Below are 15625 nucleotides of genomic sequence, written 5' to 3'. Positions count from 1 at the left end.
CGTCATTGCACGATCCCCTGTTCAAAAACAGGGAATCACATCCACCCAATTTTGCAACAATCCCTCAAGGGGGGAGATTGGCCGCTTGTCTGCCCCGCGAATTCTTCAACGTTGGAGATTGGCGAAGCCAAAAGAGACAGCCGATCTCCCCCCTTGAGGGGGAGATGTCCGGCAGGACAGAGGGGGGTGCCTAGGCGCGGTCCTAACCAACGTATCGCCAACCCATCGACGCCCCCTTGACCCGCGCCCTCATCCTCCTCCGCCGCCGCCTCGTCGGCAGCATCTTCGTGCTGCTGATCGTCGTCATCGGCACGTTCCTTTTGCTCGAGGCCGCCCCCGGCGACGCCGTCGACGCCTACATCGTCTCGACCGGCGGCGACGCCGGCATGATCGAATTGCTGCGTCATCGCTGGGGTCTCGACCAGTCGGAGCTGACGCGGCTGGCCAACTATTTCTGGGCGTTGCTGCATCTCGACCTCGGCCAATCGGTGACCTTCTCCAGACCGATCCGCGACGTCATCCTCGAGCGCCTGCCCAACACGCTGCTGCTGATGGTCAGCGCCACCGCGCTCTCCTTCGGGCTCGGCTCGGCGCTCGGCATCTATGCCGGCGCGAGGCCCGGGAGTTTGCGCGAACGCTTCCTGTCGATCGGCTCGCTGGCGCTTCATGCCGTGCCCGGTTTCTGGCTCGGCCTGGTGCTGATCGTCGTCTTTGCCGTCGACCTGCGCTGGCTGCCGATCGGCGGCATCGAAACCCTGGCGTCGGACAAGACCGGCCTCGACCGCGCCGCCGACATCGCCGTCCATCTCGTCCTGCCGGTTCCCGCTCTCGGCCTCATCTATCTCGCGCTCTATCTGCGCATGATGCGTGCCGGCATGGCCGAGGTCTGGCGGCAGGATTTTGTGCTGGCCGCCCGCGCCAGGGGGCTTTCGCGCCGCCGGATCGTGCTCGCCCATATTGCCCGCAACGCGCTGCTGCCGCTGGTCACCATGCTCGGCCTGCAGTCGGCGCAGATGCTCGGCGGCAGTGTCGTCATCGAGAGCGTTTTCTCCGTGCCTGGCCTTGGCCGGCTGGCGCAGGAAGCGGTGGCCGCGCGTGACACACCCCTTCTGCTCGGCATCATCCTCGTCAGCGCCGTGCTGGTCATCGTGATTAACCTCCTCGTCGACATCGCCTATGCCTTCCTCGATCCGCGCGTCGGCGCCAGCGAGGCCGGCGCGTGAACCCGCTTCGCCGCTTTCTGCGGAGGCCTGAGGCCGTCGCCGGCGCCATCCTTCTGGCGGCGCTGATCGCCATGGCGCTGTCGGCACCGCTGCTGTTCTCCGGTGATCCGCAAGCCATTGCCGGGCCGCCGCTGCTGCCGCCGTTCCAGGACTGGTCGCTGCCGCTCGGCACCGACCGGCTCGGCCGCGACGTGCTGGCCGAGCTTTTCCACGGCGCCCGCACCTCGCTCGTCGTCGGGCTTGCGGCGGCGACGGCGGCCTTGGCCATCGGCGCAGTGGTCGGCACTTTGGCCGGCTTTTCCGGCGGCCTCGTCGATGAGCTGCTGATGCGCGTCACCGATGCCTTCCAGACCGTGCCGGGCTTCCTGCTGGCTCTGGCCTTCGTCAGTGTCCTCGGGCCATCACTGGGCGTCGTCGTGATCGCCATCGCGCTCGGCACCTGGACCGGGCCCGCCCGTATCGCCCGCGCGGAAGTTCTCTCCATTCGCGAGCGCGACTATGTCGCCAGCGCCCGCGCCGTCGGCATGCATCCGCTCGAAATCGCCTTTCGCGAAGTGCTGCCCAACGCCCTGCCGCCGGTGCTGGCGATGTCGTCGGTGATCGTCGCCGCCGCCATCCTCACCGAGGCAGCCTTGTCGTTTCTCGGCCTCGGCGACCCCAACCGGGTCACCTGGGGCGGCATGATCGCCGAAGGCCGCGCTGTTTTGCGCACCGCGCCCTTCCTGTCCATCGTTCCTGGCATAGCGCTGGTGCTGACGGTACTCGGGGTCTATCTCGCCGGCGAAGGCATCGTCGAGACGACGGCAATCAGGAGAGGCCTGTCGTGACCGCACTCGCAGCGATCCGCGACTTGACGGTCACCTACCGCCGTGACGGCGGCGAGGTCGCGGCGTTGAAGCACGTCAGCTTCGATATCGTCGCTGGCGAGCGCCTGGCCATCATCGGCGAAAGCGGATCCGGCAAGAGCACGCTGGCGTTGGCGATTGCGGGGTTGTTGCCGGGGTCTGCCAAGATTGAAGGAAAGATCGATTGGTTCCTACCGTCGACGTTGGGCGCCAAGGCGCCCCCCTCTGTCCTGCCGGACATCTCCCCCTCAAGGGGGGAGATTGGCAGGTTCGCTGTCGGCATATTTCCCGCAACGCTGGTGATTGGCGAAGGCAGAGATGAGAGCGCAATCTCCCCGCTAGAGGGGGAGATTTCCGGCAGGACAGAGGGGGGCCTCGTAGAGCACAGGCCGCAAAAGCTCTTCACCAGATCAAGTCACCCTCCCCTCGGTGGCCGCGATGTCGGCTTCGTCTTCCAGGACCCATCCGCCAGCCTCGACCCCGTTATGCCAATCGGCAAGCAAATCGCTGAAGTCGCCCGCACTCATCTCGGCCTCACCTGGCCGCAGGCATACACGCAAGCAAAGATCCTGCTCGAACGCGTTCGGCTGCCAGATCCAGATTCGGCCCTGCGAGCCTTCCCGCACCAGCTCTCCGGCGGCCAGAAGCAGCGCGTGGCAATTGCCGCCGCCATCGCCGCCGGACCGAAATTGCTGATCGCCGACGAGGCGACCAGCGCGCTCGACACCATCGTGCAGGCCGACATCGTCGCCCTGATCCGCCGGCTGGTAGCCGAGGACGGCATGACGCTGCTGTTCATCAGCCACGACATCGCGCTCGCCGCGGAGCTTGCCGAGCGCATCGCCGTGTTCCGCCATGGCCAGTTGGTTGAACTTGGCACGACGCCACGGATTATCGACGCCCCGGCCCAGGCCTACACGCGCGCGCTCCTTGATGCCCACATCGGACTTGATGCCGAACCATTGTTGAACCGAAGCGGGCGCCACGCATGAGCCTGCTCACGGTATCCAGCCTCACCAAACACTATCGTCGCGGCGGCAAGACAGTTGCCGCCGTGGACGATGTCTCTTTTCGCATCGAGCCGGGCGAAACGCTGGCGCTCGCCGGCCCTTCCGGCAGCGGCAAGTCGACAATCGCGCGGCTGGTGCTGCGGTTGATCGAGCCGGATGCCGGCCGCATCGAATTCGAAGGCAATGACTTCCTGGCTTTTGGTGGCGCCGCGCTGCGAGCGCATCGCGCGCGCCTGCAAATGGTGTTCCAGGATCCGCTGGCCGCCTTCAATCCACGCGCCACGGTGGCGCGGGTGCTCGACGATCCCTTGCGCATCCATCGCATTGCCTCGCGCGCCGAGCGGCCCTACCGCATCGCCGCCTTGCTCGAACGCGTAGGGCTGGCAGCGGATCTGGCCGCGCGCGCCATCCACGAAATCTCCGGCGGCCAGCGGCAGCGCGTCGCCATCGCGCGCGCCATCGCCACGAGCCCGTCACTGATCGTGCTCGACGAAGCGGTGTCGGCGCTCGACGTCTCCGTGCGTGGACAGATCCTCGACCTGTTACTCGACCTGCAGCGCGAGAAACGGATCGCCTATCTCTTCATTTCACATGATCTCGGCGTGGTCCGCGCGATCTCCCACCGCGTCATCCTTCTCGACGCTGGGCGAATTGCCGAGAGTGGCGACGCCCGCGCCGTCATCGACGCACCGCAATCGGCCATCGGCAAGGCCCTGGTGGCGGCCGCGCCAAAACTCAGAACCGCACAGGACGCATCATGACCGACCCCGCAGCCAGAGCCGAAAAACTGTCGCGCGAACTCGATTCTGCCTTCCGCAACCGCGCCGATCTCTACCGTCTGTTCCTCGACGAGCTGACTGGAGAGCTGGGCGCCGAAAAGGCCGAGGCGGTCATGATCCGAACCATCGAGCAGCGCGGCAAGGAAGTGGCTGCAGCCGCCTTCGCCAGCTTCGGCGCCAACGACGCGCGCGCCATCGGCGAGGCCTTCCTGGCGGTCAGCCCGGATGGCGGCCTGATGTACCCGACCGATGTCGAGTGCAGCGATGACCGCATCGCCTTCAAGGTGAAGCGCTGCCCGCTGAAGGACGCCTGGGTCGAGGCCGGCGTCGGCGACCAAAAGCTCGCCACGCTCTGCCGCATCGCCGGCGCCTTCGACCGCGGCCTGTTCGAGGCGACCGGGGTGCGTTTCGACAATGTCACCTGGACGCCGGGCCACGGCTCAGGCTGCTGCCACATCGCGCTGACGAACAGGGACGCAGCCTGAAGACCGAATGGCCTAGCCGCCGACCATCAGCTTGACGACCTCGTCATGATTGGTCTCGGAGATTTTGCGCTCGCCAGCCTGGACGCCGCGCCGCAACACCACGATGCGGTCCGAGACGGCAAAGATGTCTTGCAGATTGTGCGAGATGAAGATCACCCCGCGCCCCTGCGCCTTGAGCTGGTGGATCAGCGAGATCACCTTGCGCTGCTCCGGCACGCCAAGAGCGGCGGTCGGCTCGTCCATGATCAGTATCTGCGCATCCCAGTAAACGGCGCGGCCGATGGCGACGGCCTGGCGCTGGCCGCCGGAGAAGTTGCTGACGGGGGCCTCGAGCCGGCTGACGTGGAAATCCAGCCGCCCCATCGTCTCCTTGGCCGCCGTGGCCATCGCCTTGCGGTCGAGCACCGGCAGGAAGCCGAACGCCTTGCGCATCGGTTCGCGGCCAAGGAAGATGTTGGCGCCGATCGACAGATTGTCGGCGAGCGCGAGGTCCTGGTAGATCGTCTCGATGCCCTTTTCGCGCGCCTCCTGCGGCGTCGCGAACGTCACCGGCTGACCCCTGAGCAGGATTTCGCCGCCGGTCGGCTGGAACACCCCCGATATCGCCTTGATCAGCGTCGTCTTGCCGGCGCCATTGTCGCCGGCAAGCGCCACCACTTCACCCGGCCGGACGGCCATCGAGAAGTCGTTTAGCGCCCGCACGGCACCGAAGTGCTTGGACAGGTTGCGGACTTCCAGCAGGGGTGCGTTCTGGTTGGTGCTATTCATCCTGACGGGCTCCACTGAACCGGCGCTGCGCCTGGTCGATGAGAACGGAAATGATGATGACGATGCCGACGGCGATGAATTGCCAGAACGGCTCGACATTGACGAAGACCAGTCCGTACTGGATGACCGCGATCACCAGCGCGCCGGCGACCGTGCCGAAGATGGTGCCGGAGCCGCCGAACAGGCTGGCGCCGCCGATCACCACGGCCGCGACGCTATCGAGCAGCAAAGGCTCGCCGGCTTGCGCGGCACCCGCGGTAAACCGCGCGGCATAGAGCGCGCCGCCAAGGCCGGCGCACATCGCCGACAGCACATAGAGCCGAAGGATGTGGCCCCTGATGTCGATGCCGGCGCGCCGCGCCGCCTGCACGTTGGCGCCGATGGCATAATTGTGCTGGCCGAACCGGGTCTGGCTGAGCAGATAGTGCATCACGACGACGAAGACGGCGGCGATCATCACCAGATAGGGGATGCCGTGGAACTTGCCGTTGCCGAGCAGCGCGAACCACGAATTCTGCACCGGCACCGTCGTGCCCCCGGCGAACAGGAAGGCGGCACCGCGCGCGACGCCGAACATGCCGAGCGTGCCGATGAAAGGCGGGACCCTGAGGCGCGATATCAGCAAGCCGTTGATGACGCCTGGCACGCCGGCAACGATGACCGCGGCAAGGATGCCTGCCAGCATCGCCAGCGGCAAGGGAATGGCCGCGCCCGCCATGTTGGTGGCATGCGCGGCGATGACGGCGGCCAGCCCCATTATGAAGCCGAGCGACAGGTCGATGCCGCCCGAGATTATGACGAAGGTTTGCCCTGTCGCCAAGAGCAGCGGCGCCACGGCGAATATCGCAATGGACTGCAGGTTGAACGGATTGAGCACGAAGGTCGCACCGAAGTCGGTCCTCGACCAGATTTCGAAGCAGATGATCAGGCCGGCAAGGAACAGCCAGGCGCGCGCCTCCGCTATGCGTGCGATCCAGTTCCTGGCAGGATCGCCGTGATCGGCCTGAGGGGCGACATGCTTCTCGGCCGGCTGGGCTGGTGATGTGGAGGTCATGGATACTCCGCGGCTGCCATCAAAAAAGGTCCCGCCTCCGGCGTGGACCCGGCACGGGCTCCTCCCGGCGGACCGGGAAGAGCCGGGCTCGTCTGGACTACTCGGAGTAGAGATACTTCGAGATGTTCGGATCCGCGATGTTGGACTTGTCCATGATCGTGAAGCCGGTGCCGATCGTGACCGGAATCGACTGGCCGGTCAGGTGGGCATAGGCCGAAACGACGCCGTAATAGCCGATCTCGGCGGGATGCTGGGCGATCGCCACGTCCACCAGCCCGGTGTTGATGTTGTCGACGATGCTGGTCGGAGCATCGAAGGCGACCACCTTGACGGTTCCCGTCTGTCCGGCCTGCTTGACGCCATTGGCCGCGCCCAGCGCCGAGAACAAATTGGCGCCGAACACGCCGACCAGGTCCGGATTGCGTGCGAACACGGCCTGCAGTTGCGAGGCCGCCTTGTTGGCATCGTCGTCGTTGAACTGGGTCTCCAGCACGGTGATGCCCGTATGCTTGGCCATCTCCTTCTTGAAGCCCTCTTCACGCTGGTCGGTGGTCGAGATGCCGGGCTTGACGTTCGAGACATAGACCTTGCCCTTGTCGCCAACCGCAGTGGCAAGCGCGCGGGCGGCAATCTCGCCGCCGAGCACATTGTCCGAGGCGATGTAGGACAGTGGGAAATCGGCGTCACCCGCGCCGGTCTGGTAGACGCCGCTGCCGACGAAGGTGTCGACGGTGATGACCGGAATGCCGGCATCATTGGCCTTGCGCAGCGGCTCGACCAGCTGAACCTTGTCGGTTGGCGCGATCAGGATCGCGTCAGGCTTCTTGGCGATGACCGCGTCGAGCACCGGCACCTGGGTGACCGGGTTGAATTCCGGCGCGCCCTGGAAAACCAGGTTTACGCCAAGCGCATCGGCAGCCGCCTGGGCGCCCTTGCGCATGGTGATGTAGAAACCATCGGTGGTGAGGCCCGGAATGAGCGCAATGGTGTATTTCTTGTCCTGCGCCCGCGCGGGCGCGATCAGCACCGTCGCAGTGACGGCAAGCGCCGCGAGCGCGGCAACAATCTTCTTCATGACATCCTCCTCATTGTTGGCAGATCTGCCGTTGCAAGTGACATTGGAATGGCCGCTGTCCACTAGGGGACAAGGCGGCTTAAACGCCTGTTTGCCGTCACGGGCAGCTTTCCTCCCAAGCGCCCTCCAGTCGATATGTCAGCCGGTCAGCCAGACCGGCGCACTTGGCCACAGCCCCATTCCCCTGCCTCCGCGAGGTCCGGCAAACTATGCCCCCGCCGCGCCTTGCTGGCGGGCATCCTGACTTGTAACACTTTGCAGAAATAAATTGCAACTCGGTTTTTCCGAGCTTGCAGCGCCGGGTTTTTCACACCGTACGACATCCGACTGCTCCGTGGAGCCCCAGCAAACTATTGCCCGCGCCTCTCGGCGACACAACTTGTTTTCGCAGCCGGCTCCATCCCGCCGCCAATGTCCTGCCGATCCTATCGCTGCGCAAGCGCCGCGAGTATGGCCTGCGCCGTCTTCGTATCGGTGACCAGCGTGTTGATCAGCCCAGCGCGAGCCGCGCCGATGATTGCCGTCGCCTTCTCTGGCGATGCGGCAAGGCCGATCACCTGCGGCACGGCGCGAAGCTGTGCCGGCGACATGGCGATCATCCGGCTCTCCCCTTCCCACGCGATCGGCTGCCCCTCGACATCGAAATAATGCCGAAGCACATCACCGGCCGCATGGACCAACGCCTGCTCGCTCGGCGTGGCGGCACTTGCCTCCGGCGCATTGATGGCATGCGGCAGGCCAATACCGACGATCGCGATGTCGGTCTTCTCCCACAAGGCGACGGCGTCGCGGATGGCGACATCGCGCAGGAAGACATCCCGCAACTCCGTGGACGGCAGATAGGGTGCATGGATGAAGTGCGGCGTGCCGCCGAACTCCTCGGCGGCAAGCCGCACGAACTCATTGACCTGAAAATGCGCCGCGTGCTGCTGCATGCCGCCGGTGGCGGCGACGGTGAGCACGCCCGGTATGCGCGGCAGGCCGGCCCGGATCACTTCGCGCACGGCGCGCCCCCAGCCGATGGCGACCACGGAGCCTGCCACCAGTTGCGCCTGCCTGAGCAGCCCGCCAAGCGGAGCCGCCAGCGCCGCCAGCGTGCCCGCCGCCGGCGTCTCGACCACCGCGGCATCCCGCAGTTTCAACCCGTCGATCAACTGTCTGGTGATGTCCTCCGGCGTCGCCAGATCGACAACCTCGATACGCACGATCCCTTCCGCCCGTGCCCGCTGCAGCAGTCGCGAAATCGTCGCGGTGGAGACACCGAGCTGCCGCGCGATGTCGACCTGCGACATCTCCTCCAAATAGTGCAGCTTGGCGACCGTGTGCAGCAGTGTCCGCGACGCGGTCGCATCCTGGATGGAGGGAACAGACAGCTTGCAATTCCTTTCAGCAACGTGTTACACACGTATACGCCGATGGGAGTTATCGCGCAAATCCAGCCGAATCGCAACGTGGGGCCGCTTCCATGCGGCGATGCCGGCGGGCACGGTTTTCGAGAGCGGAGGGCGCACCACGCGGCAAAAATCTCCTCGCCGGCAAGGGCGGGCAGAACTGAACATTGTTGTTTCAACGGGATCCGCGCCCTCGGTAGAGGCGCCAACATCGGACTGAAGATCATGACGAAGATGACCACCGCGGAGCTGCGCGGCTACCAGCAGATATGCGGCAAGGACGGGGCCATGGTGGCCATCGCCTGCGACCAGCGCGGCGGCATGCGGACCTTGCTGGCATCGGATCCGGCAGAGCAGGCCAAGATCACCAACGACATGCTCGGCGACACCAAGGCTGACATCACGCGCTACCTCGCCAGTGCAGCATCCTGCGTGCTGCTCGACCCGCTCTGCGCGGTGCCGCGCATCGTCGACGAGGGCGTCTTGAACCGCGATACGGCACTGCTCATCGGCCTCGACGCCTCCGGTTTTGACGTCTCGCCCGAGGGCTACCGGCTGTCACGCCTGGTTCCAGGCATCGATGCGCGCCGTGTCCGCGCCCTGGGCGGCACCGGCGGCAAGATCATGGTCTATCTGCGGGCCGACAAGCCGCAAGCCAACGAACACAACATCGCCATCCTGCGCCAGTGCATCGCCGATTTCGGCAAGGAGGACCTGTTGCTGGTCGTCGAGTTCCTGACCTATCCGCTCGAAGGCGAAAGCCCCGAGGACTATGCGGCCAGGACGCCATGGCTTGTCGAGGAAGGCACAAGAATCTCGCTGGAATGCGGCGCCAAGGTGCTGAAGCTTCCCTATCCCGGCACGCCCGAAGCCTGTGCCAACATCACCGCAATGGCAGGCGAGGTGCCATGGGCGGTGCTTTCGGCCGGCGTCAACCACGCAACATTCCTCGGCCAGGTCGAGATCGCCATGCAGAACGGCGCCTCGGGCGTCATTGCCGGCCGTTCCCTGTGGAAAGACTGCATCTCCCTCGACCGTGACATCCAGCGAGAAAGGCTTAAGACCATCGCAGTGCCGCGACTGCGGGAGATTCAGGCCGTGATCGGGCACTACCGGCAAAAAGCCGCTGCCTGACAATTGCGTTTGGACTAGAGCTGTTCCAGCAAAAGTGTGAAGCGGTTTTGCGTCCGGAATTTGCGGAAAAACAGATGCAGGACGTCATGCTCCTCAGCATAGGGATCGATATAGGCGGCACCAATCTGCGTGCCGCCCGCGTCTCCGGGACCGGTGAAATCCTCAAGCGCGTTTCCGAAAAAAGCGCGCCCGACCCGGAGCTGGTGCTTGGCCGCATCGCCGACATGGTGCGCCTTCTCGACACGCCCGATGTGAAGGCCATCGGCGTCGGCGTCCCCGGCCGTGTCGATGCGCGGCGCGGCGCCGTCCTGTCGGGTGGCTACGTCAACCTCGCTTCGGTTGCGCTGGCGCAGCGCCTGGAAGACATGACAGGCAAGCCCGTCATCATCGACAACGACTGCAACATGGCGCTGGCCGCCGAGATGGCGCTTGGCGCCGGGCGCGGCCATGACAACATCGTCATGTTCACAATAGGCACCGGCATTGGCGGCGCCGTCGCTCAAGACCGCCGGATTACGCGCGGCTCGGCAGCGGCGGGCCAGCTTGGCCACATCACCGTCGATGTCGACGGCGAGGTCTGCGCCTGCGGCCGTCGCGGCTGCGTCGAAACCACCAGTTCGGGCACGGCGCTCGGCCGCCACATTGCACGCGCCGGGCTCGGCGCCGACATTTCTGTCGATCAGCTTTTTGCCCGCGATGCGGCCGGCGACATCCAGGCGCGCGGCATACTCGACGCCTGGGCGAGACCGCTGCGTGCCGCCATCGACACGGCCGTTGCCGTGCTCGATCCCGACATGGTGCTGCTTGGCGGCGGCCTTGGCCGGGCAGCACACAGAGCACTCGGCCGAGCGCCGGCGCTGGCGCCCTGGTACCAATGCCAAGTGGAACCAGCACAGCTCGGCGACGACGCCGGCGTGATCGGCGCTGGCCTCCAGGCACTCGCCATGGAACCGGGCGCAGGTCCGGTTCCGCGCTTGGCCCAGTCCAGCCACGCCAGGCGTGCCGTGCTCGTCAACGGCATTCCCGCAAGTGGCAAGAGCACCGTCTCGCGCGGCATCGCCGACCACATGGGATGGCCGTTGCTCGCGCTCGACACGATCAAGAATCCATTCCTCGAAGTGCTTGACGGCGGCGACCGCGAATTCAACCGCACGCTCGGCCGCGCCAGCTATCAGGCGATCTGGTCGGTCGTCGGCGAAGCTCCGGCGGGCAGCACCTTTGTCATCGATGCCTGGTTCGGCTTCCAGCCGCGTGAAGTTCTCGAGGACTATCTGCGAAAAGCTGGCGTCGAACAGACCGTCGAAATCTGGTGTCACGCGCCCGGCGAGGTCCTTGCCGAGCGCTATGGCGCCCGGCTCGACCAGCGCCCCGCTGGTCATCCCGGTGCCGCCTATATCCCCGAACTGATCGAGCTCGCCAAACGTGCCGAACCGCTGCGGCGCGGACCGCTCTTCGACGTCGACACGACAAAACCGATCGACTTCGATGCCATCACGGCATGGCTGCGAGCGGTCATGGCCGCCCGCTTGGATGTACCTGGCTGAACCAGGACGTCAGTCCGTTTGATCAATAGCCGACCGTAAAACGCTGCCTGACATGCGCAGGCTTCTCGATCTCGTCGACCATGACGATGGCGTAGTCCTCGAAGGAGATGCTGCTGCCCTTGTCCGAGGCGAGGAGCGTGTCCTGGCCGAGGCGGAATTTGCCGGTGCGCTCGCCAGGGATGAACATGGCGGACGGCGACAGGAACGTCCAGTCGAGATCGCCGACGGTCTTCAACTTGTCGAGGAAGTCGGCGCCCTTCTGTGCCTCGGCCTTGTAGATTGCAGGGAATTCGGGGGTATCGACCAGACGCTTGCCTGGCGCGACCTCGAGGCTGCCGGCGCCGCCGACAACGAGGTAGCGCTTCACACTGGAAGCACGCACCGCCGCGATCAGCGTGTCGGCGTCGCTGTCCAGAAAATGCATCGAGCTGATCACCACGTCATGGCCGCGGATCAGGTCGGCGAGAGCTTGGCTGTCGAAGACATCCCCCTTCCTGGCCGTGACGCCGGGCAGCGCAGCGATCTTTTCCGGGTGTCGCGCAATGCCGGTGACTGTGTGGCCACGATCCGAGAGTTCCTTGAGGATGCGCGAACCGACGGCGCCCGATGCACCGATGAGAGCGACTTTTGCCATGTCTTTTTCCGTTCCTTGCTGGGGTTAGTTGGGAGAGATCACGCCGCCGCGATATGGGCGACAAGATTGTCGAAGCTGCCGAACAGTGCGTTCGAACCGATGAGCCGGGGCACATCGTTGCGGATGACCGCGAGCGAAGGCACGCCGTTGGCATGAAGGCGCTCGAACAGCGTTCGGCCCTGGCCGACGAGTTCGCGGTGCGCCTTCATCAGCCGTTCCGTCGGCGACTGCAGCAGCCCGGCGGCATCCGCCATGCCGGCGGCTGCAAGCACCTCTGCGACACCGTCGATCGTCACGATATCCCTGCCATCGACATAACGCGCCCGCTGGATCGCCTTCAGCGCCGTCAGCCGGCCGCCGGGGCCTTCCAGGCCAGCCGCGCTGATGCCAAGCGTGGCGGCATGGGAATCGAGCAAGGTGCCACGGACATTGAGGACATTTTGCCGATAGGCCTGCGTGAACTTTTGGCCGGTCAGGCGCTCGATGCGCTGATCGTTCGCCCAGGCGTGGGCGGCGAAAGCTTCATCCATCGGTCGCGCCCCTGCACCGGAGAACAGGCCTGTCGGCAGCAGTTCGATGCGCACGCCGCTGGCCGACAGCCTGTCCAGCATCGGGGTGGCGCCGTAGCACCAGCCGCAGAGCGGATCGAAAAGATAGGTCACGTCTGGATTGCTCATGATCATGCTGTCCTTGCTGTGGGCATCGGCCGCGGCCCACCGGAATGTGCTGGCCATATGTGGCAGACGGCGACCTTGCGATAAACCAGAGCCAATAATACAAACTGTCCGATCAAATCAGACAAAGGCGGTCGTATGGCCGAGCTTCTGAATCTCAATCGGCTCGTCTACTTCACCACGGTCATGGAGACCGGCTCGTTCACCGTGGCGGGGGACCGACTGGGCGTTGCCAAGGCCGTCGTCAGCCACCAGATCGGCAAGCTTGAAGAGGAACTGGGCGCAACGCTCATGCGGCGCACGACGCGGCGTGTCACCCCGACAGAAGAAGGGCGCCTCTTCTATGACCGCGCGACCATCATCTTGCGCGAGGCCGAGGCAGCCTATGGCGAGATCTCGCACGGGGCGGTCGAGCCCGCCGGAATGCTGAGGCTGACCGCACCACTCGACTATGGCGCTAAGGTGGTCGCGCCGGTGATGGCCGCGTATCTGAAGACCTATCCGCAGATGCGCGTCGAGGCGATCTTCGACGACGCGGTAAGCAATCTGGTGGACGAGCAAATCGACCTCGGCATCCGCGTCGGCTGGCTTGCCGATTCCTCCAACCAGGCGCGGCGCCTGGGCACGATACGGCAGATCGTGGTGGCAAGCCCGGCCTTTGCCGCAAGCCTGCCATCCGACGTCGGTCCGCACCAGGCAAGATCGCTGGCCTGGGTCGGCAACGCGCAGCTGCGCGGCATCGGCCAATGGCTGTTTTCCAGGGATGGGGAAACGGTGCTGACCGAACTCAATCCGGTCATCATGTGCGACAAGAGCCCGGCCGCCCTGGCCTGTGTGCTTGCCGGCATCGGGCTGGGCATATTCCCGGACTACAGTGTCAATGACGATATCGCCGAGGGACGGCTGGTGCCGGTGTTAGCTGATTGGACCTTGCCGACCGGCGGTATCCACGCGGTCTTCCCGCCGGCCCGCTTCCGGCCCGCCAAGGTGCGCGCCTTCGTCGACTTGCTGGCGGCTGCCGAGAGAAAGCGCGCGCGTCGCCTCGAAACGGCATGATGCCGCCGGGCGCGCGACATTGTCAGCAAGAACTTACATTCACGCGCGGAGCCGTGCCGTTCGATTGCCGGCGAGAGGCACTCCTCATGGTCTGGAACTTGCCGCCAGACATGCAAACGGCCCGCTTGAGCGGGCCGTTTTAAGTTTGGTTGCGGGGACAGGATTTGAACCTGTGACCTTCAGGTTATGAGCCTGACGAGCTACCGGGCTGCTCCACCCCGCGTCAACCCTAAGCAAGCGTTTGCTTGCTGATCTAAGCAAGCGTTTGCCTGCTTTGGACGTAAGCCGATGCCTATGACTAGGATGGCCTACAGATAGGTAGATGGCTCACCAAATGAAAGGGCCGCTTTCGCGGCCCGTGGTTTCCCGATTGGCGGGCCATGTTCGTAAAGAGAAGATTTAGAACGTGCGTTTGGCAGACCTGGCAGCGACCTACTCTCCCGCGTCTTGAGACGAAGTACCATCAGCGCTGGAGCGTTTCACGGCCGAGTTCGGAATGGGATCGGGTGCAGCCGCTCCGCCATAACCACCAGGTCGGCAAAACGCACGTTGTTTTCGAGAAGCTGGGTTAGGGATTAGGCAGCAGGCAATAGTGAGTAGGGGATACCCGCTCGCTATTGGCTTGTGCCGTTTGCCCGTCTTTCCGTGCCAATGGCGACGTTCATTGCAGGGCGCCCGGGCGTAAGCCCGCAAGCGCGACTGCGCGTCGCCGGTTTTCCGGCGCCCTCGCGGAGCATAGGCCCCAGAGGGGCCGCTCATGCGTGAGCGCTGGCCAGATCATCGTGTTCACGATGAGCATAAGGAATGAGAACGATCAAGCCGATCGAACTATTAGTACCGGTAAGCTTCAAGCGTTGCCGCTCTTCCACACCCGGCCTATCAACGTGGTCGTCTTCCACGGTTCTCAGGGAATACTCGTTTTAAGGTGGGTTTCCCGCTTAGATGCCTTCAGCGGTTATCCCGTCCGGATATAGCTACCCTGCTATGCGGCTGGCGCCACAACAGGTCCACCAGAGATCCGTCCATCCCGGTCCTCTCGTACTAGGGACAGATCCTTTCAATATTCCTACACCCACGGCAGATAGGGACCGAACTGTCTCACGACGTTCTGAACCCAACTCACGTACCGCTTTAAATGGCGAACAGCCATACCCTTGGGACCTGCTCCAGCCCCAGGATGCGATGAGTCGACATCGAGGTGCCAAACAACCCCGTCGATATGGACTCTTGGGGGTCATCAGCCTGTTATCCCCGGCGTACCTTTTATCCGTTGAGCGATGGCCCTTCCACGCGGGACCACCGGATCACTATGACCGACTTTCGTCTCTGCTCGACTTGTCAGTCTCGCAGTCAGGCAGGCTTATGCCATTGCACTCAGCGAACGATTTCCGACCGTTCTGAGCCCACCATCGCGCGCCTCCGTTACTCTTTAGGAGGCGACCGCCCCAGTCAAACTACCCACCATACATTGTCCCGGACCCGGATAACGGGCCGCGGTTAGACATCCATAGTAATAAGGGTGGTATTTCAAGGGTGGCTCCACCTGAGCTGGCGCCCAGGTTTCAAAGCCTACCACCTATCCTACACATGCCACTACGAATGCCAATGTAAAGCTATAGTAAAGGTGCACGGGGTCTTTCCGTCTAACCGCAGGAACCCCGCATCTTCACGGGGAATTCAATTTCACTGAGTCTATGCTGGAGACAGCGGGGAAGTCGTTACGCCATTCGTGCAGGTCGGAACTTACCCGACAAGGAATTTCGCTACCTTAGGACCGTTATAGTTACGGCCGCCGTTTACTGGGGCTTCGATTCAGAGCTTGCACCCCTCCTCTTAACCTTCCAGCACCGGGCAGGCGTCAGACCCTATACGTCGTCTTGCGACTTCGCAGAGCCCTGTGTTTTTGATAAACAGTCGCTACCCCCTGGTCTGTGCCACCCTCCTCCACTTGCG

General features: G+C 64.3%; 14 protein-coding genes, 1 tRNA gene and 2 rRNA genes (1 of these 17 only partly in view). 8 read left to right on the top strand and 9 right to left on the bottom strand.

The features are described from left to right. Window positions 1-236 precede the first annotated feature (236 nt). Genes LB577_RS10380 through LB577_RS10360 form a run of 5 tightly spaced genes read left to right on the top strand, consistent with a single transcriptional unit; the run spans window position 237 to window position 4342 of the window. Window positions 237-1223 carry an ABC transporter permease gene (locus LB577_RS10380; protein WP_224686633.1) on the top strand — a complete coding sequence of 329 codons (987 nt, stop codon included), beginning with the start codon at window positions 237-239 and terminating at the stop codon, window positions 1221-1223. Continuing rightward, window positions 1220-2050: an ABC transporter permease gene (locus LB577_RS10375; RefSeq protein WP_224686632.1), complete on the top strand. Its 831-nt coding sequence runs from the start codon at window positions 1220-1222 to the stop codon at window positions 2048-2050. Before LB577_RS10380 ends, LB577_RS10375 begins: the two co-directional genes overlap by 4 nt. Beyond that, on the top strand, window positions 2047-3060 hold the full coding sequence (locus LB577_RS10370; RefSeq protein ID WP_224686631.1) for an ABC transporter ATP-binding protein: 1014 nt from the start codon (window positions 2047-2049) through the stop codon (window positions 3058-3060). The genes LB577_RS10375 and LB577_RS10370 overlap by 4 nt, the downstream gene beginning before the upstream one ends. After that, window positions 3057-3839, top strand: a complete 783-nt coding sequence (locus tag LB577_RS10365) for an ATP-binding cassette domain-containing protein (protein WP_224686630.1) — start codon at window positions 3057-3059, stop codon at window positions 3837-3839. The genes LB577_RS10370 and LB577_RS10365 overlap by 4 nt, the downstream gene beginning before the upstream one ends. Beyond that, window positions 3836-4342 carry an L-2-amino-thiazoline-4-carboxylic acid hydrolase gene (locus LB577_RS10360; protein ID WP_224686629.1) on the top strand — a complete coding sequence of 169 codons (507 nt, stop codon included), beginning with the start codon at window positions 3836-3838 and terminating at the stop codon, window positions 4340-4342. Before LB577_RS10365 ends, LB577_RS10360 begins: the two co-directional genes overlap by 4 nt. Window positions 4343-4354: 12 nt before the next feature. On the opposite strand, the gene LB577_RS10355 is transcribed toward LB577_RS10360, so the two are convergent. From LB577_RS10355 to LB577_RS10340, 4 genes are all read right to left on the bottom strand, one after another. After that, entirely contained in the window at window positions 4355-5110 is a 756-nt protein-coding gene (locus LB577_RS10355) for an ATP-binding cassette domain-containing protein (RefSeq protein ID WP_224686628.1), read from the bottom strand. Continuing rightward, window positions 5103-6164, bottom strand: coding sequence for an ABC transporter permease subunit (locus LB577_RS10350; protein ID WP_224686627.1), 1062 nt, complete (start codon window positions 6162-6164; stop codon window positions 5103-5105). The genes LB577_RS10355 and LB577_RS10350 overlap by 8 nt, the downstream gene beginning before the upstream one ends. 97 nt (window positions 6165-6261) lie before the next feature. Further along, window positions 6262-7239, bottom strand: a complete 978-nt coding sequence (locus LB577_RS10345; protein ID WP_224686626.1) for an ABC transporter substrate-binding protein — start codon at window positions 7237-7239, stop codon at window positions 6262-6264. A gap of 425 nt (window positions 7240-7664) precedes the next feature. Beyond that, the gene (locus LB577_RS10340) at window positions 7665-8570 is read right to left on the bottom strand and encodes a sugar-binding transcriptional regulator (RefSeq protein ID WP_224686640.1); all 906 of its coding nucleotides are present in this window, start codon (window positions 8568-8570) and stop codon (window positions 7665-7667) included. Between the two features lie 285 nt (window positions 8571-8855). Between LB577_RS10340 and LB577_RS10335 the strand changes: the two genes are divergently transcribed. Together LB577_RS10335 and LB577_RS10330 are read left to right on the top strand one after the other, a co-directional pair. Then, window positions 8856-9764, top strand: coding sequence for a tagatose-bisphosphate aldolase (locus tag LB577_RS10335; RefSeq protein ID WP_224686625.1), 909 nt, complete (start codon window positions 8856-8858; stop codon window positions 9762-9764). Between the two features lie 74 nt (window positions 9765-9838). Beyond that, the gene (locus LB577_RS10330) at window positions 9839-11308 is read left to right on the top strand and encodes an ROK family protein (protein WP_224686624.1); all 1470 of its coding nucleotides are present in this window, start codon (window positions 9839-9841) and stop codon (window positions 11306-11308) included. Between the two features lie 22 nt (window positions 11309-11330). Here LB577_RS10330 and LB577_RS10325 read toward each other — a convergent pair whose 3' ends face one another. Next, window positions 11331-11942, bottom strand: a complete 612-nt coding sequence (locus LB577_RS10325; protein WP_224686623.1) for an NAD(P)-dependent oxidoreductase — start codon at window positions 11940-11942, stop codon at window positions 11331-11333. 38 nt (window positions 11943-11980) lie between these two features. Next, window positions 11981-12619 carry a DsbA family protein gene (locus LB577_RS10320; RefSeq protein WP_224686622.1) on the bottom strand — a complete coding sequence of 213 codons (639 nt, stop codon included), beginning with the start codon at window positions 12617-12619 and terminating at the stop codon, window positions 11981-11983. A 135-nt stretch (window positions 12620-12754) separates the two neighbouring features. Here LB577_RS10320 and LB577_RS10315 point away from each other — a divergent pair, with 135 nt between their 5' ends. Next, complete coding sequence (locus LB577_RS10315; RefSeq protein ID WP_224686621.1) at window positions 12755-13672, top strand: LysR family transcriptional regulator; 918 nt, start codon at window positions 12755-12757, stop codon at window positions 13670-13672. A 146-nt stretch (window positions 13673-13818) separates the two neighbouring features. On the opposite strand, the gene LB577_RS10310 is transcribed toward LB577_RS10315, so the two are convergent. From LB577_RS10310 to LB577_RS10300, 3 genes are all read right to left on the bottom strand, one after another. Beyond that, window positions 13819-13895 (bottom strand) — tRNA-Met (locus tag LB577_RS10310). A gap of 196 nt (window positions 13896-14091) precedes the next feature. Then, a 5S ribosomal RNA gene (gene rrf, locus LB577_RS10305) occupies window positions 14092-14206 on the bottom strand. 276 nt (window positions 14207-14482) lie between these two features. Continuing rightward, window positions 14483-15625 (bottom strand): 23S ribosomal RNA (locus LB577_RS10300) (it continues 1679 nt past the right edge of the window).

Source organism: Mesorhizobium sp. B283B1A (assembly GCF_020165735.1).
Taxonomy (GTDB): Bacteria; Pseudomonadota; Alphaproteobacteria; order Rhizobiales; family Rhizobiaceae; genus Mesorhizobium; species Mesorhizobium opportunistum.
This window is presented reverse-complemented; position numbering and strand designations above follow the sequence as displayed.

Excerpts from the sequence above, each read along its gene's own strand:
- LB577_RS10320 (WP_224686622.1), bottom strand. The coding sequence starts at position 12,619 with ATGAGCAATCCAGACGTGACCTATCTTTTCGATCCGCTCTGCGGCTGG.
- LB577_RS10360 (WP_224686629.1), top strand. The coding sequence starts at position 3,836 with ATGACCGACCCCGCAGCCAGAGCCGAAAAACTGTCGCGCGAACTCGAT.
- LB577_RS10315 (WP_224686621.1), top strand. The coding sequence starts at position 12,755 with ATGGCCGAGCTTCTGAATCTCAATCGGCTCGTCTACTTCACCACGGTC.
- LB577_RS10355 (WP_224686628.1), bottom strand. The coding sequence starts at position 5,110 with ATGAATAGCACCAACCAGAACGCACCCCTGCTGGAAGTCCGCAACCTG.
- LB577_RS10330 (WP_224686624.1), top strand. The coding sequence starts at position 9,839 with ATGCAGGACGTCATGCTCCTCAGCATAGGGATCGATATAGGCGGCACC.
- LB577_RS10365 (WP_224686630.1), top strand. The coding sequence starts at position 3,057 with ATGAGCCTGCTCACGGTATCCAGCCTCACCAAACACTATCGTCGCGGC.
- LB577_RS10345 (WP_224686626.1), bottom strand. The coding sequence starts at position 7,239 with ATGAAGAAGATTGTTGCCGCGCTCGCGGCGCTTGCCGTCACTGCGACG.
- LB577_RS10335 (WP_224686625.1), top strand. The coding sequence starts at position 8,856 with ATGACGAAGATGACCACCGCGGAGCTGCGCGGCTACCAGCAGATATGC.
- LB577_RS10325 (WP_224686623.1), bottom strand. The coding sequence starts at position 11,942 with ATGGCAAAAGTCGCTCTCATCGGTGCATCGGGCGCCGTCGGTTCGCGC.
- LB577_RS10350 (WP_224686627.1), bottom strand. The coding sequence starts at position 6,164 with ATGACCTCCACATCACCAGCCCAGCCGGCCGAGAAGCATGTCGCCCCT.